Raw genomic sequence first — 21135 nt, 5'->3', positions numbered from 1 at the left:
ATACCGTGCCTATACATAGATCCCTCAGTAAGTTATAGGCACTAAGCTGAGGATGTTCCCTGGCCGCAGCGGAAATCAACGTACTCATGTTAAAAGGAATGTCTCTGCTATCCTTCATGCACAATCCCACCCTTAAATTTCGTTGAATTTCATGGTTCTGCCCATCGTGATGACAACAAAAAAATCGGGCATAAAATCTTTATGACTTCATACCCGATTCCATATGCAGTTTCTGTTGATTCTGCATGTCATCTGATCTGCTCACTGCATGCCGCTTTCTTCTGGAAGCTGGCAGATTTTTATAAATCAAACGCTTTTTGGACGAGTTCGACTACTTCACTTGCTGTGCTCATTCCGAGGGCTTTCTCGGCAAGCTCTTCCGCTTCCTTCTTTGTCATTTTACTGATTTGGGTCCGTGCCGGCAAAATAGACGTTGCACTCATGCTGAATTCATCAAGCCCCATGCCCAGCAAAAGAGGGATTGCCAGAGTGTCACCGGCCATTTCTCCGCACATTCCTGCCCACTTGCCTTCCTTATGGGCGGCATCGATCACCATCTTGACGAGGCGAAGAATGGACGGGTTATAAGGCTGGTACAGGTATGAAACCTGTTCATTCATCCGATCTGCAGCCATCGTATATTGAATCAGGTCATTCGTTCCGATGCTGAAAAAATCGACTTCTTTGGCAAACTGGTCGGCCAGCACAGCAGATGCCGGGATTTCAACCATCATTCCGACTTCGATGCTGTCTGAAACGTTGACTCCCTCCGCCGCAAGCTTGTCTTTTTCTTCAAGAAGGATTTGTTTCGCTTCCCGGAACTCATCAAGAGTGGCAATCATCGGAAACATGATTTTGAGGTTCCCATATGCGCTTGCCCGGAGCAGCGCCCGCAGCTGAGTGCGGAAGATTTCCTGCTCATCTAGGCATAGGCGGATTGCCCTGTAGCCGAGGAACGGATTCAGTTCCTTCGGCAGATCAAGATAAGGAAGTTCTTTGTCGCCGCCGATATCAAGCGTGCGGATGACTACCGGCTTGCCTTCCATTTTCTCGACAACCGTTTTATATGCATCGAACTGCTCTTCTTCGGTCGGAAGCTCGCTTCGGCCCATATAGATGAACTCGGTCCGATAAAGGCCGATCCCTTCCCCGCCGTTGTTCAGTACACCCTGAACGTCTTTCGGCGTGCCGATGTTTGCGGCAAGCTCGACCTGGCGGCCGTCTTTTGTGACAGAAGACTGATCCTTAAGCTTGGCCCATTCTTCTTTCTGTGCCGCAAAGTCAGCCTGTTTCTGTTCATAGTTTTTCAGCGTTTCTTCATCAGGATTAATGATGACATCTCCATCAAGTCCGTCCAATATAACGAGGACATCCTTTTCAATATCAGCTGTAGCTGTCTTCGTTCCAACTACTGCAGGTATTTCCATTGAACGTGCCATTATGGCCGAATGGGATGTCCGTCCGCCGATATCGGTCGTAAATCCTTTGACATACTGACGGTTTAATTGCGCCGTATCAGAAGGCGTCAAATCTTCAGCCACCACAATGACTTCCTCCGAAATCATGCTTGGGTTGGAGATTTCCAGACCTAGCAAATGAGACTGCACACGTTTTGTCACATCACGGATATCCGCTGCACGTTCTTTCATATACTCGTTATCCATCTGTTCGAACATCGTAATGAACATGGAGGCCACTTCATCAAGGGCGAGCTCCGCATTCACCTTTTCATTTTCAATTTTGTCTTTAACAGGATCAATCATTTCGGGATCACTCAACACAAGCAAGTGGGCTGCAAAAATGTCCGCTTTATCTTTGCCCAGCTCTTTTTCAGCATGTGTTTTGATTTGTTCGAGTTCTTGTTTGGATACGTCCAGAGCATCCATGAACCTTTTCACTTCTTCCTCAGGGGAAGCGATTGGCTTCTTTTCAATTTTGATTTCCGGATTTTCCAGTCTGAATGCACGTGCTATTGCAATACCGCTTGAAGCGGCAATCCCGGTGATTTTTTTATCCATTATTCTCCGAGGCCTTCTTTCTTCATTACATCAGCCACTCCGCTAAGAGCTGCATCCGCATCTTCGCCGTCAGCAGTTACGGTCACTTCAGAACCTTGCTGGATACCTAGTGACATGACACCCATGATGGATTTGAGGTTCACTTCTTTTCCATTGAAAGCAAGCTTGACATCAGACTGGTACTTTGATGCCTCATTGACCAGAGCAGTGGCCGGGCGTGCGTGAATCCCAGTTTCATCAGTAATCGTAAATGTTTTTTCTGCCATTTTAATCATTCTCCTATCTGCATTTATTATAGGATTGCAGGAGCGCGGAATATTGTTAATTTGCCCTCCTGCACCCTCTTATCCCCTGTTAATGGAAATAATGTTTTCATCTCCGCGCTTCACTTCCGTCTTCTCTTCATCTAGTGTAATACTTTCACCTTCCTGGAGGTTTGTAAACACAATCGGTGTGATGACAGACGGTGCATTTTTCTTAAGATAATCAAGATTCGCCTTCATCAGGGTCTGTCCCTGTTTAACCTCTTCACCCTGTTCAACACGGACATCAAAACCTTCGCCTTTCAGTTTAACCGTATCGATTCCAAAGTGAATCAATATTTCTTGTCCATTATTTGCTACGATGCCGATCGCGTGCTTCGTCGGGAAAACATTGATGATTTTACCGTCAACCGGTGATACGACTTCTCCGTCAGACGGATCGACTGCAAACCCGTCACCCATCATTTTTTCTGAAAACACTTGATCCGGCACTTCAGTGAGCGGAAGCAATTTACCGCTTAACGGAGCAACGATATCAGTTCCATCTCCTGAGATCGGCATGTTTTCGGCACCCGCCGGAGTCGGAATGGCCTGCGCTGTTTTTTCTTCAGGGCCGCTCTGCGCCATTTTTTCGGCCGGAAGCGGTGTTTTGCCGGAAATGATATCCTGGATCTGCCCTTTTAAAATATCGGATTTTGTTCCGAAAATGGCCTGAATATTGTTTCCGACTTCCATCACACCTGATGCCCCAAGCTTTTTAAGCCGCTCTTTTTTAACTTTTTCGATTTCAAACACCTGCACGCGGAGCCTTGTGATACATGCATCCAGGTGCTTGATGTTTTCCTTCCCGCCAAGTGCCTCGAGCACGTTGTAAGGCAGTTCTTCAACTTCATCTGCCGGCCCTTCATCTTCTGTTTCATCTTCACGGCCTGGTGTCTTAAGATTGAATTTGCGGATTGCAAAACGGAAGCCGAAGTAGTAAATGACCGCAAAAACGAGTCCAACCGGAATGACAAGCCACCAGTCGGTCCGGTTGGGCAAGACGCCGAACAGGATATAGTCAATCACACCACCCGAAAAGGTCATGCCAATTTTAACATTCAAGATATGCATTGTCATAAAGGAAAGTCCGGCAAAAATAGCATGGATTCCGAAGAGCACCGGTGCAACAAAAAGAAAGGTAAACTCAATCGGTTCCGTAATTCCTGTCAGAAAGGAAGTCAAAGCCGCAGAGCCCATGATGCCGGCGACGACTTTTTTGCTTTCCGGACGCGCTTCATGATACATCGCAAGTGCCGCCGCCGGAAGGCCGAACATCATGAATGGGAATTTACCTGTCATGAAGGTCCCGGCGGTCAATTCAGCACCGTCTTTGATCTGCTCAAAAAAGATTTTCTGGTCCCCCCGGATCACTTCGCCGGCATCATTCACATATTGGCCGAATTCAAACCAGAATGGAGCGTAGAAAATGTGATGGAGGCCAAATGGAATAAGGGAACGTTCAATCACTCCGAAAATGAATGCAGCCAATGTTCTGTTCTGATCCACCATGAAGTATGAAAAGGCGTTCAAGCCATTTTGGATCGGCGGCCAGATAAATACCATTATGATTCCGAGCACCAATGCGGAAACCGCCGTTACAATCGGAACGAACCGCTTACCTGCAAAGAAGCCGAGGTATGGAGGCAGTTCGATATTATAAAATTTACGGTAAAGATAGGCACCTAGTATACCGACAATAATCCCGCCGAAAACCCCGGTTTGCAATGTAGGGATGCCAAGGACGTTGGCATACGCCTGATTATCGGCAATCAATTCAGGCGTAACACCTTCAATGATCCCCATAGTTATATTCATAATCAAGTAACCGATAATTGCCGCAAGTCCGGCAACCCCGTCACCGCCTGCCAGGCCTACGGCCACACCTACTGCAAAGAGCAGTGCAAGATTTGAAAACACAATCCCGCCCGCCTGTTCCATTACGGAAGCAACGAGCTGAAAGCCGTCTGAACCCAGGGCCGGAATTCGTTCGAGCAAGGCCGGGTTCTGGAATGCATTACCGAACGCAAGGAGCAAACCTGCGGCCGGCAAAATGGCTACCGGAAGCATTAATGCTTTACCGATTTGCTGAAGGACGCCAAACATTTTTTTAAACATATTATTCCTCCTCTTTCATTTTTTCAAAATTTTGGACTTTGGGCGATGGATGGGAGTCAAAACCGTGTGCCTTTCGCTGCAAGGGAAGAACGGGAATGCTCCGCTAAGAACTGCCGCGTTTGCAAGTCAGGAAAGAAGCGATTTTGGCAGCGCTTATATCGAAAGACTACAACAAAAAAGGCATGAGCAAAAAAAGACATACGTCCATTCATTGGGGAGGTTACACCACTCCCCTTTAAGATAGACGTTAGTGCCTTTCTTTACTCATGCCTGATCGAATCAGTAACACGCAAAGAAAAGAATTTCTTTATTTAGATTCTTTGTTGGAAAGCCTTTGCAAATGCATCGTCAAGTAGACAGCCTCCGCTTCAAACACAGGCTTGTTCAACGATCGCTGCATAACTTTTATCAATTTCCAGGAAACATTGTAACATAGCGGGTATTCATGTTTCAACAGTTGCGCCAGTTTTTCAGGCTCCTGGACTTTTTCCCCGTCGATGACCCTGTCGATCGTGTGCCGCATATGGCGGACGAGGCGCAAATAATCGACACTATTGCGCTCTATACGGATACCAAGCTGATCTTCTATCATCTTAACAAGGCTGGTAATAAGCCGGGAATGCTGGTTAATTTCGGAAAGCTGACGGTCGGTAAGGGCACTGTGGATATGGAGAGCAACAAATCCTACCTCCCCTTCCGGAAGCTCGACATAATAGTTTTTATTAATTTTTTCAATGATATCTTCGGCCACTTTGTATTCCTTTGGATAAAGCGTCTGTGTTTCAATCAAGAATGGGTTGCGAAGGTCCATGCCCTGTTGAATTCGCTTTATTGCGAATGCAATGTGATCGGTGAGTGCGATATGAATATGTTCATTCACTTCTGTTTCAAACTGCTCTTCTATGTAACTGATCACATCATGCATGATTCCAATAAATTTTTCATCCACTGAAAACAGCAGCTGTTTATATTGCTCCTGCTCATTTTCGTTTGCAAGTGTGAAAATCTTCTCGACTGAATCCGTCTGGATCGTTTCGCCGTTTTTTTTTCCAAACCCTATCCCTTTCCCGATAAGAACGACTTCAGGATCAGAAGCATGGCTGGCAATTAAGACATTATTGTTCAATACTTTTTTAACAGTGTAAATCTCAGCCATCCTAACTCTTCCCTTCTATACTAACCAATAAGTTTATCCGGGCAAGTTACATCATATCGAAAAAGTTGAAGTTAAGTCAATCACCCGCAACAAGGCAAAAAGTTCCTTATTGTCTGCAGATGGGGACAACACGGGAATACAGCTTCGGCATATAGGCTACCGTTCTCTATTAACAGGCGAAAAGCCGGCGGAAGGGCCGGCTTTTCGCATATACAGATGAAGCTTATCAGAGCTCACCTACAGCTCCAATTCCCCCATGCGCAGCAGTTCGACCACTGCCTGGGACCGCCCTTTCACACCAAGCTTCTGCATAGCATTGGAAATGTGGTTTCTTACCGTTTTTTCGCTGATGAATAGTTCCGCTGCTATTTCCTTTGTTGTTTTGTCCTGAACGAGCAATTCAAATACTTCTCTTTCTCTTTTCGTCAATAACGGCTTATGTTGGTATTCTTTGTCCTTCAAGCGACGTATCCCTCCTTGCCAGGAAAAGGGCCGAATATCGGAAGGGAATAGCATTAGTCAACATATCATATGACAAAAATCCGGAGCCGTGACATGTCCTCCGCTGATATTCCATCAGCGGGTGAGAAGAAAAGAGTGAAGGCGGTCCCATTTTCCGGAATTATCCCATTTGGATATGCCGGGAACCGAGTGGTGTGCCCGGGCAATTTGATACAGGAATAACCGTTCCTCCTCTGTCAAATCGCGCGCCAAAGCCTCCTCAAACTGGATAACGAGGTCGTTATAGTACTTAATTTCTTGCATGGCCGTCACCCCGGGCTGTTCGCATACTCATTCATACTCGCCAGGAGGTTTGCTCGATCGGTTTCACTCCAGGCTGCCGGTTTTCCGGTTTTGCTGGAAATCTGGACAATCCTGCCCCTGCCGGTGAAAACAGACGTGCCGCTGCTGTTCTTACCCATATAGTGAAGATCGATTGAAGAGTTGCCGACTTCATTTATTTTCACAAAAATACGCAATTCCTCATCGAAAAACACTTGTGAAAGGAAATCGCATTGCAGATCGGCGACAACAGGAATATTTTCATGGTGAGGCGATGCCCAATTCCGCATCAGCCCGAGCGATTTAAAGAACTCAATTCGTGCCGTTTCAAAGTAAGAAAAAGGCTCCCGGTTATTCAAATGGCCAAACATATCTGTCTCGTAAAAACGGACGGTAATCGGGACATGGAAATCAAATCCGCTTTCCCATTCTTTTATATTTTCAATATATGACTGTCTTCCCACAGTGGCTTCACTCCATTCATAACTGTAAATCGGTCTCATCTATAAGGCAGCATCTGTATAAAAAGGCCCCTTCACACGGAAGAGGCCCTGGCATCATTTATTTATCACTGCCAAAGAAGTTGCGGAAAGACTGCATGGTGGTTGACCTGTTCAACGCTGCGATTGAAGTTGTCAATGGAATGCCTTTAGGGCAGGACTCCACACAGTTCTGCGAATTCCCGCAATTGGTGAGCCCGCCGTCCCCCATGATTGCTTCAAGGCGTTCATCACTGTTCATCGCCCCGGTCGGATGAGCATTAAACAAGCGCACTTGTGACAACGGTGCCGGACCGATGAAGTCAGAATGACTGTTTACGTTCGGGCAGGCCTCAAGGCAAACCCCGCATGTCATGCATTTGGACAACTCATAGGCCCACTGGCGCTTCCTTTCAGGCATCCGCGGACCAGGCCCAAGATCATAAGTTCCATCAATTGGAATCCAGGCTTTTGCTCTTTTGAGTGATTCAAACATTTGGCTCCTGTCTACCACAAGATCGCGTACGACAGGGAATGTCGCCATCGGCTCAAGCTTGATCGGCTGTTCAAGCTGGTCAACGAGTGCTGTGCAGGACTGACGCGGCTTCCCGTTGATGACCATAGAGCAGGCTCCGCAAACTTCCTCAAGGCAGTTCATTTCCCACTGGATCGGGGTTGTATCTTCACCCTTTGCATTCACCGGGTTACGCTGTATTTCCATCAATGCTGAAATCACGTTCATGTTCGGGCGGTATGGAACTTCAAATTCCTCTTCGTATGAGCTGGACTCGGGTTCATCCTGGCGTGTGATGATAAAACGAATCACTTTGTTGTCACTCATTTATTTCCCCCCCTTTTTCTTTGTGTAGTCGCGTTTACGAGGTTTGATAAGGGATGTATCAACCTCTTCATAGGTGAAATCAGGATTGCCTGTTTCTTTGTTGAAGGATGCAATTGTCGTCTTCAGCCATTCTTCATCGTTACGATCCGGGAAGTCCGGCTTATAGTGGGCTCCGCGGCTTTCATTACGGTTGTATGCGCCAATCGTGATAACCCTCGCCAGGTTAAGCATATTTTTCAGCTGGCGTGTGAAAAACGGCCCCTGGTTGCTCCATTTGCTTGTGTCATTGATGTTGATTTTTTCATAGCGTTCAATCAGTTCTTGAATCTTATCATCGGTTTCTTTCAGTTTATCGTTGTGGCGGACGACGGTTACATTTGCTGTCATCCACTCGCCGAGCTCACGGTGGATTTTATACGCATTTTCAGTGCCGTCCATCGAAAGGATTTTTTCAGTTTCAGCTTGTTCTTCCCGTACGTGGCTTTCAAACAGGGAAGAAGGCATATCATCAGCTGACTTGTCCAGGCCATTCATATACTCCACTGCATTCGGGCCTGCCACCATTCCTCCGAAGATGGAAGAGAGAAGTGAGTTCGCCCCAAGGCGGTTTGCCCCGTGCTGTGAATAATCCACTTCACCGGCAGCAAACAGCCCCGGAATGTTCGTCTGCTGATTGTAATCGACCCACAGGCCGCCCATTGAATAATGGACCGCAGGGAAAATTTTCATTGGGACTTTCCGAGGATCGTCACCCATGAACTTTTCATAAATCTCGATAATACCGCCAAGCTTGATATCAAGTTCACGAGGATCCTTATGTGAAAGATCAAGATAAACCATATTCTCGCCATTGATGCCGAGCTTCTGGCGCACGCAGACATCAAATATTTCACGTGTCGCGATATCACGCGGAACAAGGTTTCCGTAAGCAGGGTACTTTTCTTCCAGGAAATACCAAGGCTTGCCGTCTTTATACGTCCAAACCCGGCCGCCTTCTCCGCGGGCAGATTCACTCATCAGGCGAAGCTTGTCATCACCCGGTATTGCAGTAGGGTGAATTTGAATGAATTCTCCGTTGGCATATTTCGCTCCCTGCTGGTAGACGGAAGCTGCCGCTGAACCTGTATTGATAACCGAGTTGGTCGATTTGCCAAAAATGATGCCGGGTCCTCCTGTCGCGAGGATGACAGCATCGGCTGGAAATGCTTTCATTTCGGATGTTTTCATATTCTGGGCTACAACACCCCGGGAACGGCCCTCATCGTCAATGATCGCCCTCAGGAATTCCCAATATTCATACTTTGTCACAAGGCCGGCCACTTCATGGCGGCGGACCTGTTCATCAAGTGCATACAGCAGCTGCTGGCCGGTGGTAGCTCCGGCAAATGCGGTACGGTGGTGCTGGGTGCCCCCGAAACGGCGGAAATCCAGCAAGCCTTCCGGTGTCCTGTTGAACATGACACCCATCCGGTCCATCAAGTGAATGATGCCCGGCGCCGCCTCTGTCATCGCTTTTACCGGCGGCTGGTTAGCCAAAAAGTCGCCGCCGTATACTGTATCGTCAAAGTGCTCCCATGGGGAGTCGCCTTCACCTTTTGTATTTACTGCTCCGTTAATTCCACCCTGTGCACAAACTGAGTGAGAGCGTTTCACGGGCACGATCGATAAAAGGTCAACCTTTACTCCGGCTTCTGCTGCTTTAACTGTCGCCATAAGCCCGGCAAGGCCGCCGCCGACAATAACTAGTTTCCCATTACTCATCCAGTCTCACTCCTTACATATTCGCTAATGTTGGATCAATGAATGCAAACAATGCCCTTATGCCCATGTAGGAAACAAGGACAAAAATGACCATGGTGACATATGTAGTGATCTGCTGAGAACGCGGGCTCTGTGTAATTCCCCATGTTACCGCAAAAGACCAGAGGCCGTTTGCAAAATGGAAAACAGCAGACAGTATGCCGATTATATAAAAGGCAAACATAAATGGATTATCAAGAATTTTCACCATCATGTTGAAATTGACTTCCGCTCCGAAAGCAGCCTGTACCCGGGTTTCCCACACATGCCATGTAATATAAATGAGTGTGATGATACCAGTCACACGCTGGAGCATAAACATCCAGTTCCTGAAATAACCGTATCGGCTGACATTATTTTTAGCCTGGAAAGCAATGTATAGCCCATACACCGCATGATATAAAAGCGGAATGAAAATAAAGAAAATTTCCAGGAAATAACGGAATTGCAGCTCTTCCAGAAACTTTACCGCATCATTATAAGCTGTTGCACCGCTTACCGCAAAATAGTTGGTGAATAAGTGCTCAACCAGAAACAGGCCGACCGGTATTACACCAAGTAATGAATGAAGCCTGCGGTAAAAAAACTCTCTGTCTGTCTTTTCTGCCATTTCTTTGACCCCCCTTTAGATTTCGGTCCAATTTTTCCATGTGTACTGCGACTTTGCTTCAATGCAATGGATCATGGCCATTGGATACCCCCTTGCCGCCATTCATCAACGTGATAAGAGCTGCCAATGAATTTTGTCGATTCATTGACATATATAACATGTTTAATTGTACTCCCATCGGAAATAAGCGTCAAGAAAACGCGTACATAAACTATTGGAAAAATCTAATTTATGTAAAAGATTAACGCTTTAAAGGATGCAGGTCAATCTGAATGCAGCACCAGTTCAGCAAGACGCACGATAAATTCTCACGATCTGAAAAAAAGACGGCTTTCCATACATTGGTTTTGTGAAATAGATATTTTCGAAAGAAACCATTGCTTCCTTCCAGCGTTCATTGAATAATAGAAGAGAAGAAGGAGTTGGATTATATGAAAAGCACAAAAACATCACTTATGGAAGCAGCTGGAGACCTGCCGCAGGTTTCTGCGTTCGGTGTTGAGCTGCTCCGCAACGATTTGCTTAAAGATATGCTTGGAAAAGAATACTCTTCTATACTCTATTGGTCTGGAAAAAACATAGCACGCAAATACCCATTATCATCCACGGAAGAATTTCAGGCATTTTTCGCCGAGGCGGGATGGGGAGATCTTGATATTCTCCAGCAGAAAAGCCAGGAGATGACCTTTTCACTTAAGGGGAGTGTAATCAGCACCCGTTTTGAATTATACAGTGACTTCTCCTGCAACCTGGAAGCCGGCTTCCTGGCCGAGCAAATCCAGCGGCGTCTCTCTGTCAGGGCAGAAGCCATCGAACAAAAGAAAAAACGGTCACATGAAGTGCTGATCACTGTACAATGGGATAAAAAAGACCCCGTTGACGGTCAATGACCGCATTAACTGAACATCATGCTTAATGAGTATAGTGTCTCAAAAAAAGCGAAACCCTTCCACATCGGAAGGGTTTTATCTATGAATCCGTATTTTTCTCCCTGGAACTGCCTTGCTGAAGGTGCTCTTTAATTGCCACGGCTGTATTTTGGGGGATGTTGAGTTTTTGCAGATCTTCAATGGTCGCTTCTTTAATTTTATCGATCGACCTGAAATGCTTCATCAATGTCCGCTTTCTTCTTTCCCCGACCCCCGGAATATCATCAAGCACCGATTTAAATGCCGTTTTGCCGCGCTGCTGGCGGTGAAACGTAATGGCAAACCGGTGGACCTCATCCTGGATGCGCTGCAGCAGGTAAAATTCCTGGCTGTTTCTCGGCAAGTCTATGAATGCCGGCGGATTACCGCTAAGGAGCCGGGATGTCCGGTGCTTTTCATCCTTCACAAGCCCGCATACAGGCAAGTCGAGCCCCAGTTCGTTTTCAAGCACATCCTGTACGCCCCCCACCTGTCCGCGCCCGCCGTCAATCAGAATCAAATCAGGCAGAGGCTGGTTTTCCTTTAAGAGACGGGAATACCGTCGCCGGACCACTTCCCGCATTGATGCATAATCGTCAGGTCCTTCCACCGTTTTGATGTTATATTTCCGATATTCTTTTTTATCCGGCTTGCCGTCGGTGAAAACGACCATAGCAGAGACCGGATTTGTCCCCTGGATATTTGAATTGTCAAACGCTTCAATTTTATGCGGAACCTGAATGCCGAGCGCTTCGCCTAGATTTTCCACCGCTTTGATCGTCCGCTCTTCATCACGTTCAATAAGTGCGAACTTTTCTTGAAGTGCGATTTGGGCATTCTTTTCGGCGAGATTGACCAGTTCTTTTTTCTTTCCGCGCTGCGGCTGGCGGACTGGCACTTCCAGCAATTTTTCCGCCATTTCGGCATCAACGCGCGGCGGCAGATATATTTCTTTAGGCTTTATATGGTTGCGCTGGAGATAAAATTGGCCAAGATAAGTCAAGAAGTCCTCTTCCGGCTCATTGTATATGGGGAATATGGACACATCACGTTCAATCAGCTTGCCCTGGCGCACGAAGAACACCTGGACGCACATCCACCCTTTGTCATAGCTGTATCCGAATATATCCCTGTCCACAAGGTCATTGAGCATCATTTTTTGTTTTTCCATGACCGCTTCAATATGGCTGATCTGGTCTCTGAGTTCCATCGCCCTTTCAAAATCAAGGGACTCTGAAGCCGATTGCATTTTTTCTGTCAGCTCTTTTTTTATCTCTTTATAACCGCCGTTCAAAAACCGGACAATGTCATCGACGATCTGTTTGTTTTCCTCTGCGGAAACATCATTGACACATGGTGCCAGGCACTGCCCCATGTGATAATAAAGGCAAACCCTGTCCGGGAGGTTATTGCACTTCCGAAGAGGATAAAGGCGGTCGAGCAGTTTTTTCGTTTCATTTGCCGCCTGCGCATTCGGATATGGACCGAAATATTTTCCTTTATCTTTCTGAACTCTTCTTGTGATCAGCAGACGCGGCTGGTCTTCCGCCGTCACTTTCAAATAAGGGTAGCTTTTATCGTCTTTCATCAAGACGTTGTATTTCGGATCATATTTTTTAATCAGATTCATCTCAAGAATCAATGCTTCTATATTAGATGAAGTCACAATGTACTCAAAGTCTTCTATTTCACTGACAAGGCGCTGGGTTTTCGCATCATGAGATCCGCTGAAATAGGATCTCACCCTGTTTTTCAGCACCTTCGCTTTTCCAACATAAATGACAGTCCCCTGCCGGTCCTTCATCAAGTAACAGCCGGGCTGTTCAGGCAGGACTGTCAGTTTTTCCTTTACGAGCTGATTCATTGTGTGACACCTCCGCTCATATTCTCAGATGAACTTTGCCACTCATATAGCGTAATTTTATGATAAACCGGCAATACAAGCGAAGACGAATTGAACGTTTCCACCTTTTTCAAATGGGAATCGACATCCGCGCCCTGCTGCCTGAACCCTTCAGCAACATGGCCGGTCAAAAAGATTCTCCTTCCGTCCAGCCGGCTCACTTCCATTTCAAAATAATCATAAGTCAAGGTTCGTTTATAAGGATATCTGACTCCAGTATAATCCATTACCCGTTTTTCTTCCCATGTATAAACAATGAAAGGCTCCTCCACTTCATCCAAATATGATGCAAGCTGATAAGTAGCGGGAACTTCACCGGCAAGCCGTTCCAGGATATGACTGCCTGTCCATAACTGCAAAGAGAGAAAAAGGGCGGCAGCCAAAACCGGAAAACGGGTCCTTCCCTTTAACAAAACAATAAAAAGGTGAAACGCCGTTAAAATCGCAAGCGGGGCGGCATGGCGAGGCTTGTCGACATTCTGCGCAAATAGTGCCCATATAAAATAGCTCCCGAATAAAATGGCATGGAGGTAAGGGATCACAGAATCCTGCCCGCTTCGTTTTTCCTTAAAGAACGACCAGAAGCTTACCTGGACAAGTAAGATAACTCCAATCAGCATATATAACGATTCACCGGCAATCCCGCTCCATAGGATATTGACGATAAGCTGCCATGCCCTATCCGGCAGTGCATCTCCTGTTGCCGTAGCAGCACCGCCCCAGTCTGAAAAATGGCCGCTTGTAAAACCAGCCGCCATTCCCAAAAAAGCCCGGACACTTCCCTCGTTAAAGATTAATCCGCCGACCCATACCAGCTGGAACACCAGGGCTGCAGCTACATGATAGACCAGTCTTTTCATTTTATGATGATTTTGCCCATTTTTCCAGTTATGCCGCCAAAGAAGAACAAGGCCGATCCCAAATGGCAAATAGGAGAGCCGGATCCCCATCAAAATGCTGAAAATGAACGCCGGAAGCAATAAATGAAAAGACCGGTTGGATTTTCCCGAAAATTCCAGACTCCATAAAAACCACCATAAAACAGAAAGGGCAGCAGAATCGGACAGGGGCTGAACACTTAAAACCGCTGGATAACTGAGCGTGTATACCAGCACAGCCGCTATGAGCCGCTTCCCTTCAGGCAGCCTTCCCGCCGCCAGACGATAAATAGGATAAAACGAACTGGCCGCAAGGATGATATTCCATATTTCCAGCGCCAGAACAGGATTTTCAAGGACTGGATTCAACAGCATCCCGCCCAATATGAAATATGGGTACCCCGGGAAATGAGGCTGCATTTGCAGCAAATCGAACTGGATGACACCGAGCGCAAAATCGACCGCATCCCAGGAGGCAGCATACCTGTTTAAAGAAAAGATACGGAAAACCGAATGAAAGATAACGGCTCCCCACAATAGACCAGCTGCAATATGAAAATAGGATATGTTGTATGTTTTCTCATTTCCCATAAAAAGGCACCTTTCAAAAAAACTGCAAAGAACATCCGGCTAGTTGCGTCCATAGACCGGTAACCGCTTTAATACTTTTATTTTAACTTGACGATGTTAAGAATGTTGTTGATTTTACACAATGCCAGGGTGTTATTTCAAGGGCAAGCTATTTTCCTCTAATCAGTGCAACAGGTGTGATGACTCGCGAATCGCACCTCCACTCTGTTCGGTTCGGGTGTATGAGATTTTATCGAAAACGCTCTGCATTTCCTTCATACGCTGAAAATCCGAGGAGCTTAATCAATGTCCTTCTGGAACAGCGGGACAGATAAATTCTTCTTGAACGCACGCGCTATGATGAGGCTCCCCCGCCACCCGCTCGAAAAAACATCGCAAATGCGACCGAAGGCAAACGGGTCGCATTTGCGCTCCTGGTGACAGCGAGCATCTGCAGCGGGTATCAACAGCCGCGTTGAACAGAGCCTTTAACTTAACGGCAGAACAAATGCGCAAGGCGCCTGCTTAGCGGCACACGCATAAGCGGGGGTACCCGCAGGGAGGTGCTCTTTTCTCCCGGAGGGGATCACCGCTTATGACGATAGCCGCTGGCGCCTGGATCTGGCCGATTCCCTCCTGGCTTTTTATCCACAGCGCTTACATTTTATAACTTCCTTAACAATGAAAAAGACCCGCATACTGGCGGGCCTTCCGGTAAGGGGGATACCGTAAATCATGCGTTAACCGCACGCTCTTTTTTCAATTCTTTGTCTTCTTTTTCTGAAACGGCCGCCTTCGCGGGCACTGTTTCCGATTTCCGGCGGTGAATCAGGCTCGACCAGCCAAACACGAAGATGAAATACAGCCAGTAGCCTGCTACCTGTTCAAACGAAGGATTATGGCTGTATCCGAACATCGCTGAGAAAAACAAGCCGACCTGTCCGCTGATCATGACGTCATTGCCTGTATCACGCTGATAATGAAGTTCATCATTATAATGTTCAGGCATAAAACCGACGAGATTATACATTTCAGCCGGTTTTCCGTCAGCTGTCTCAACTAGCGAACCGGCGATTCCAAGGTCCTGGAGGATGCCGATCCCTTGAACAAACAGGCCGGCAGCGATAAACATAATCAGAACGCCTGTTACGTTGAAAAACGCCTTAAGCGATATTTTCATCGTACCGCTGAAGAACAAATACCCGATCATACCGGCAAGGAGCAGGCCGCTCAGCGCTCCGTAGCTTGTAAGGACTTCATTGATATCTCCGCCGCTGATTGCTGCGAAGAAAAAGACCGTTTCAACGCCTTCCCGCAGCACAACAAGATAAGTATGTACAACGAGTGTTGTAACACTACCGGCTGTCAGCGCAGCGTTAATTTTCTTCTGCATGCTTCCGTTAACATCTTTGGACTCTTTTTTCATCCAGGACAGCATGTGTGTCAAAAGGAACACGGATGCAAACATGATCCCCACCTTCAGGTAAACTTCAGACCCGAAGCTTGCAAACCCAGTGAACACAACCTGGAAAAGAAGTGCGATAACAAAACTGCTGACCAATGCCATGGCGGTGCCTGCATATACCCATTTATGATACTTTTCAGCATTCAAACGGGTCAAATAGGAAAGGATCAATCCTACAATCAAAATGGCTTCAAGTGCTTCACGGAGTGTGATCAAAAATGCCTGGAAATCCATACGGCAGTTCCCCCTTACCTTAATCTCGGATGTTTAGTTGCGCTTGCGCCGGCCTATCAGGACGATTGCAACGAATACGACTGCAAGGCCGACTGTGAACCATAGCCAGAATGATGAACTTCCAGCTTGTTCTTCATTTAAATCAAGATTTTCTTCCGTTAAATGACTTTCATCATCATCTTCTACAGGAAGCGGAAAAATCGGTGCAAGTGTTTCTAACACCGCTTCCGTCTCCCTTGTGAATTCATCCTCATCACTGTCTTGATTTCCAATGCCGAATAACCCCGGATTGCCTAGAGCTGAAAGTGCATTGTCAAAATGCTCATAAACTGCATCTGCCGCCTCCTGGCCTTCTCTTTCGATAACTAGCGGTTCAAGGACGTTAAAGGTGCCTCTCGCCTTGGCGAGGAGCAGCTTCGCTTCTCCATAGTTTTCAAAATTATCCTGGGCGAAGTGCAGTCTCCTTTCAATGTTTAACCGTAATGCAGCCTGGTAACTTTCGAGGAGCAGCTCTTTATTCTGTTCTTCAAGTGCCTGTTCGATAAAGGGCTTCGTTTTTGTGAAATACAAATCGAATTCTTTTTGGTAGCTCTCATATACTTTTCTTGCCTCATCCCAATCGCCTTGCTCCGCATATTTTTCAAGTTCCTTGTATGCTTCGGCAAGCGGTTCCTCACCCGGATCGCCGTATGAGTATGCGAGTGCCTGCAGCGGGCTGGCGGTAAGTGTGAGAATCATTATCAATACTGCGAATAATCTGCTCTTCATCTGCTTCCGTCCTCCTACACTGATAATGATAATGATTATCAATGGAAAAGTCAATGTGTACAACATATATGTGATAGAATGTTCACAATTTCAAAACAGAAATTTCTTTTTTATTATTCCTTCAATCAAAAGAGTTATGAATTCACTGCTGTATTATCGCGATCGGGGTTACCGCTGAGAGAAATCTTATGTGCGTCTTCCTCAACTTGAATCCTTTTGACCGGACGGCTCATTTCCTTCATGATCGCCGGCAGGACAGAACCGAGGTACCCGGAAAATGTGATGAAAGAGTCCCCTGTTGTCCGTGCTTTATAGTGGATAGGCACTTCTTTAACCCTGAACCCCTTGCGAACGATGTTCAATGTAAGCACCTGTGCGTAATTATAGTCATGGATGATCTCCGCATGCTCCATCACCTGGCGCGTGAATGCCCTCATTCCCGACTGTCCGTCATAAATCCAGCGCCGCAGCAAGATGCTTTGCAGCAGTGTGAAGACGTAGTTTCCGAGACGGCGGTGAAGTTTCATGCCTTTGATTGTGCCTTTGAACCGTGAACCCATCGTGTAATCTGCATTTCCTGCAAAAATCGGTGCAAGGAGGTCCGGGATCTGCCTTGCCGGGTATTCATCATCAGCATCAATCATGACGGCGATATCCGCCCCCCGCCTGTATGCTTCCTTTAAACCTGTCCTGACAGCGGCACCAAGGCCTTTGTTTCCATGATGGTCAACAATGATATCGGCGCCCGCTTCTTTTGCAGCCCTTACCGTTCCGTCTGTGGATCCGTCATTCACAACCATCACTTTAACCTCCACATGATTATGGAAATGGCGCGGAACCTTTTTTATCACTTTTTCTATGGTCTCTTCTTCATTATAAGCTGGTAAAAATACGATAACTTCCTGGTTCATCCTGTTGCCTCCTTCTTCACAGATGCCTGAAAGGCATCCGATAAAACCGGCCCGCGGCTGTGGTCGGGATACGGAACACCGAGCAAATAGGAAATGGTGGGCGCCATCGAAACGAGGCTGTGTTTATCCTCCACTTTCTTTCCAGCTTCGATTGCCGGCCCCCACATGAAAAACGGAACATACCGTTCACCCTCATCCAGGTGACCGTGCCCGCCAATACCGTCAGCCTGGCCATGATCGGCGCAAATCATCAGCGTAGTGTTCTCCATTTTCCCGTTTTTATCAAGCCAGCCGACAAAATCCTCAACAAGCCGGTCCGCTTCATGAATCTTCTGCAAATATTCATCATATAAAACACCGCGGCTGTGGCCTGTTTGATCGGTTCCGATCAACTGGACTGCAAAAAGGTCGGGATCTTCCGCATCAACGATTTTCTTCGCGCGCTCCATAATATTCGTATCTGCTTCATCGTTATTCATGACAGCTGTTACGGTATCCACGTCACTGCCCATCGCATCAACCAAGTGGGCGATTCCGAGCAATCGGCCTTTTTTGCCGGATTTTCTCAGCGAATCAAACACGCTCTCCGTTTTAATGCCAAGCTTCCAGACCATGTTTGAAGTAATCCCGTGTTCAAAAGGATAAGTACCGGTGAACATGGACGAGAAGCAGACAACCGTCCGTGCTGGATATACGGTTTCCATCATCGTATATTCCGTTCCTGTACGCCTGATTTTATCCAGGAACGGTGTATCAGCCTCTTCGAACCTTTCCTTCCGCATCCCGTCAATGACAATCACAATCACCTTTTCGTTCACAGCCTGTTTCCGTTCAGGCATATTGTTTGTATAGGTTGTGATCGGTTCCGGTTTCCAGTCAAAGAGGTATGTATGCAGAATCCACGCAAACAGAAACACCCCTCCCCAAAAAGCCAGGATCACAGGCCAATTCAAGGCACCGAACCCTGCACCGGCAGCAAAATGGGACAAATGGGCATCCCAGAAGGCAAGCAGCAGCAAGACTTTCGGCAGCTGTTCCTGCGCATTGCCGCTTGTGGAATCACTGTTTTTCAAAACGAGCTTCCAGAACCGTGTAAAGTTCAGCCAGCTTGTCCCGATGCGCAAATGATAATAAAGGGTACCCCAGAAAAAGACGGTAAAGAAAAAATACAGGGCTGCCGCAGTAAACCATAAACCGAGCGGCGCTGCATCCCAGATCACCAGAAAGGCAATAACCGGGATCCATAAGTAGTTTCGCAAAAACAGCGGGAAGTCGTAGTGGAAATATAAAATAAACAGGGGCAAAACAAGAATCAGGCTGCTTAACAGCGTCAGCCAGAATCCCGGCTCCCCCCAATTGCCGATCGTAAATAACAGCAGCGTGCCGACCGTAAATATCGGTGTGAACGGCTTACCTTCATTCAGTAAATTCCAGGCGCGTGCTGCTGTTTTTTCAAAACGTGAAGCCTGTTTCATCTGTTTCCTCTCCTCTTGTCAGTCCATTGTTTCAAATCGATTACCGCAACCGGAGCCGTAAGAAGCAGCAGAAACCCGGTTAGATATGAAAAAGCAAACTTGAATAAATGTGATAAAATTGCAGCCTGATACCCAAATGATGCAGGAACCCCTGTGATTGCAAGAGCGAAGGTCATCATACTTTCATATGTCGCGAGACCGCCGGGCGCAATCTGGAAAACCTGTCCTCCGACAGTAAGGCTGTTTGCGAAAACCGATTCTCCAAACGAGAGGCCCTCCCACCCGGTACGGGCAATTTCGAAAATGACGGCAGCTTCCAAAATCCAGCTCAATGCAATCATCGATACCGCAGCTGCACCTTTTATCCCTCTCATACCTTCCTTGAGCAGCTGCACCTGCTTTGCAGCCAATCGCTTAATCTTTCCATTTCTGACCGAAAGAAGGACAGCTGCTGCAATTAAGATGAAAGCAACGCCTCCAGCCGCAAGAAAAAAAGAAGTGAATCGAATTCCCTGCTGAAAAACAACCAATCCCGCACCGGCAAAGAAAATGAGCACCGCCATATCAAGCCCCCTCAGGACAGCCACTGAATGGAGGGCATCATCACCTTTCAAGCCCCCTTTCTTCATGATGTATCCAACCCTGGCCGCATCACCGACTTTAACGGGGACCAAATGATTTATAAACAGGCTGTAGCCAATCCCTTGCAGGAGGACAGTATATGATGCACGGCGTCCGATATATAAATAATGGGCCCATGCCCGCAGTAAAAAGGCACCTGTATACGCGGCAAAAACCGCTGCAACCGACAGCGGATTCCCCAGGAAAAGTTTCCCGGCCCTAAGAAGGGAATGGAAATCAAAAAAGCGTAACGAAAGGCCGGCAAAAGTGACTGTCAGAATGATTCCGACACTAACAAGAATTATACGATTTCCCATGGGTATGCTCTTTATACCACGCAATGGTGCGTTCAAGCCCTTCTTCAAGTGTAATTTTGGGCTTATACCCGAGCATCTTCCCTGCCTTCGATATATTTGCCCACGTTTCGGTAACATCGCCTTTCCGGAACGGCCTTTGCTCGACATCCATTTCCGGGAAATGTTTATTAAGCATAGCAAGCAGGGTTTCCATTTTTTCAGGTTTCCCTGCACCCAGATTGAAAGTTTCATTACGGAACGGATACGCAAGTGCCTGTTCAATTCCTGAAATAATATCATCAATATAGGTGAAGTCCCTTGCGATTCCCATTCCATTCAATGTAATCTTTCTTCCTGACAGCAGCCTGTCAAGAAAAATCGGAATGGCCATATCCGGCCGTCCCCACGGGCCGTACACGGTGAAGAAGCGAAGGATGCTTAAATCGAACTGATAAATCGACTGGTATGCACGGCAAAACGCTTCAGCGCCGAATTTTGCTGCAGCATAAGGGGAGACAGGGTTCCCCCATGCCTGTCCTTCATGAAGGGGCATGCCGGATTGTTCCCCATAAACGGATGAAGAGGAGGCAAAAATAAAGTGCCGGGCACCTGACTCACCCGCAGCCTTCAAAGCATTTACCGTTGCTTTGATATCATAATCGATATATTCATGAGGTTTCTCAAGGGAAACCGGCACGCCGGGTATCGCAGCAAGATGTACGACTGCTTCAGGTTGGTATTCTTTAAATATGGTTAAAGCCGCATCTTCATTCAGCAGGTTTTCATCCTTAAACAAAAAGTCCCCTGCTTCCTTGACATCAGCCAGCTGCGCCCTTTTCCGGACAGGATCATAGTATGGATGTAAGTTATCCATAATCAATATGTCATGGCCTTTGCCTATCAATTGTTTAGCCAGCCGGCTACCGATGAAGCCCGCTCCGCCTGTAACAAGTATTTTCATAAACCGCACCTCATTGATATAGTTGGACAATTATTATT

At 46.9% G+C, this 21135-nt stretch carries 19 protein-coding genes; 1 reads left to right on the top strand and 18 read right to left on the bottom strand.

Features of this window, described 5'->3' with window-relative positions; all coding sequences use genetic code 11:
* Window positions 1-299: 299 nt before the first annotated feature.
* The 10 genes from ptsP to A4U59_RS19510 all read right to left on the bottom strand — a co-directional run bounded on the left by ptsP (window position 300) and on the right by A4U59_RS19510 (window position 10107).
* Window positions 300-2018 (bottom strand): phosphoenolpyruvate--protein phosphotransferase, encoded by a 1719-nt coding sequence (gene ptsP / locus A4U59_RS19555; RefSeq protein WP_070121758.1) that lies wholly within the window; start codon window positions 2016-2018, stop codon window positions 300-302.
* A complete protein-coding gene (locus A4U59_RS19550; protein ID WP_070121757.1) occupies window positions 2018-2284 on the bottom strand; it encodes a phosphocarrier protein HPr in 267 nt (88 codons plus the stop codon). Before A4U59_RS19550 ends, ptsP begins: the two co-directional genes overlap by 1 nt.
* 78 nt (window positions 2285-2362) lie before the next feature.
* Window positions 2363-4438, bottom strand: coding sequence for a glucose-specific PTS transporter subunit IIBC (gene ptsG, locus A4U59_RS19545; protein ID WP_070121756.1), 2076 nt, complete (start codon window positions 4436-4438; stop codon window positions 2363-2365).
* Between the two features lie 307 nt (window positions 4439-4745).
* Window positions 4746-5594, bottom strand: a complete 849-nt coding sequence (gene glcT, locus A4U59_RS19540) for a glucose PTS transporter transcription antiterminator GlcT (protein ID WP_070121755.1) — start codon at window positions 5592-5594, stop codon at window positions 4746-4748.
* Window positions 5595-5831: 237 nt separating this feature from the next.
* The gene (gerE, locus tag A4U59_RS19535; protein ID WP_070121754.1) at window positions 5832-6056 is read right to left on the bottom strand and encodes a spore germination transcription factor GerE; all 225 of its coding nucleotides are present in this window, start codon (window positions 6054-6056) and stop codon (window positions 5832-5834) included.
* A gap of 114 nt (window positions 6057-6170) precedes the next feature.
* On the bottom strand, window positions 6171-6359 hold the full coding sequence (locus A4U59_RS19530) for a hypothetical protein (RefSeq protein ID WP_070121753.1): 189 nt from the start codon (window positions 6357-6359) through the stop codon (window positions 6171-6173).
* Window positions 6360-6364: 5 nt separating this feature from the next.
* Window positions 6365-6880 (bottom strand): acyl-CoA thioesterase, encoded by a 516-nt coding sequence (locus A4U59_RS19525; RefSeq protein WP_211274969.1) that lies wholly within the window; start codon window positions 6878-6880, stop codon window positions 6365-6367.
* Window positions 6881-6938: 58 nt separating this feature from the next.
* Entirely contained in the window at window positions 6939-7697 is a 759-nt protein-coding gene (gene sdhB / locus A4U59_RS19520) for a succinate dehydrogenase iron-sulfur subunit (RefSeq protein ID WP_070121752.1), read from the bottom strand.
* Window positions 7698-9458 carry a succinate dehydrogenase flavoprotein subunit gene (sdhA, locus tag A4U59_RS19515; protein ID WP_070121751.1) on the bottom strand — a complete coding sequence of 587 codons (1761 nt, stop codon included), beginning with the start codon at window positions 9456-9458 and terminating at the stop codon, window positions 7698-7700.
* A 13-nt stretch (window positions 9459-9471) separates the two neighbouring features.
* Window positions 9472-10107: a succinate dehydrogenase cytochrome b558 subunit gene (locus tag A4U59_RS19510; RefSeq protein ID WP_070121750.1), complete on the bottom strand. Its 636-nt coding sequence runs from the start codon at window positions 10105-10107 to the stop codon at window positions 9472-9474.
* A gap of 431 nt (window positions 10108-10538) precedes the next feature.
* Between A4U59_RS19510 and A4U59_RS19505 the strand changes: the two genes are divergently transcribed.
* Complete coding sequence (locus A4U59_RS19505; RefSeq protein ID WP_070121749.1) at window positions 10539-10997, top strand: YslB family protein; 459 nt, start codon at window positions 10539-10541, stop codon at window positions 10995-10997.
* Between the two features lie 79 nt (window positions 10998-11076).
* On the opposite strand, the gene uvrC is transcribed toward A4U59_RS19505, so the two are convergent.
* From uvrC to A4U59_RS19465, 8 genes are all read right to left on the bottom strand, one after another.
* A complete protein-coding gene (gene uvrC, locus A4U59_RS19500) occupies window positions 11077-12879 on the bottom strand; it encodes an excinuclease ABC subunit UvrC (RefSeq protein ID WP_070121748.1) in 1803 nt (600 codons plus the stop codon).
* Window positions 12876-14387 (bottom strand): hypothetical protein, encoded by a 1512-nt coding sequence (locus tag A4U59_RS19495; RefSeq protein ID WP_070121747.1) that lies wholly within the window; start codon window positions 14385-14387, stop codon window positions 12876-12878. The genes uvrC and A4U59_RS19495 overlap by 4 nt, the downstream gene beginning before the upstream one ends.
* Before the next feature lie 712 nt (window positions 14388-15099).
* The gene (locus tag A4U59_RS19490; protein WP_070121746.1) at window positions 15100-16065 is read right to left on the bottom strand and encodes an FTR1 family iron permease; all 966 of its coding nucleotides are present in this window, start codon (window positions 16063-16065) and stop codon (window positions 15100-15102) included.
* A 33-nt stretch (window positions 16066-16098) separates the two neighbouring features.
* Window positions 16099-16833, bottom strand: coding sequence for a hypothetical protein (locus A4U59_RS19485; RefSeq protein ID WP_070121745.1), 735 nt, complete (start codon window positions 16831-16833; stop codon window positions 16099-16101).
* Between the two features lie 134 nt (window positions 16834-16967).
* Window positions 16968-17744 carry a glycosyltransferase family 2 protein gene (locus tag A4U59_RS19480; protein WP_070121744.1) on the bottom strand — a complete coding sequence of 259 codons (777 nt, stop codon included), beginning with the start codon at window positions 17742-17744 and terminating at the stop codon, window positions 16968-16970.
* The gene (locus A4U59_RS19475; protein ID WP_070121743.1) at window positions 17741-19219 is read right to left on the bottom strand and encodes an alkaline phosphatase family protein; all 1479 of its coding nucleotides are present in this window, start codon (window positions 19217-19219) and stop codon (window positions 17741-17743) included. Before A4U59_RS19475 ends, A4U59_RS19480 begins: the two co-directional genes overlap by 4 nt.
* Window positions 19216-20157: a lysylphosphatidylglycerol synthase transmembrane domain-containing protein gene (locus A4U59_RS19470; protein WP_070121742.1), complete on the bottom strand. Its 942-nt coding sequence runs from the start codon at window positions 20155-20157 to the stop codon at window positions 19216-19218. Before A4U59_RS19470 ends, A4U59_RS19475 begins: the two co-directional genes overlap by 4 nt.
* Window positions 20132-21097, bottom strand: coding sequence for an NAD-dependent epimerase/dehydratase family protein (locus A4U59_RS19465; protein ID WP_070121741.1), 966 nt, complete (start codon window positions 21095-21097; stop codon window positions 20132-20134). Before A4U59_RS19465 ends, A4U59_RS19470 begins: the two co-directional genes overlap by 26 nt.
* Window positions 21098-21135: the final 38 nt, after the last annotated feature.

The organism is Bacillus marinisedimentorum, assembly GCF_001644195.2.
Lineage (GTDB): Bacteria > Bacillota > Bacilli > Bacillales > Bacillaceae_O > Bacillus_BL > Bacillus_BL marinisedimentorum.
This window is presented reverse-complemented; position numbering and strand designations above follow the sequence as displayed.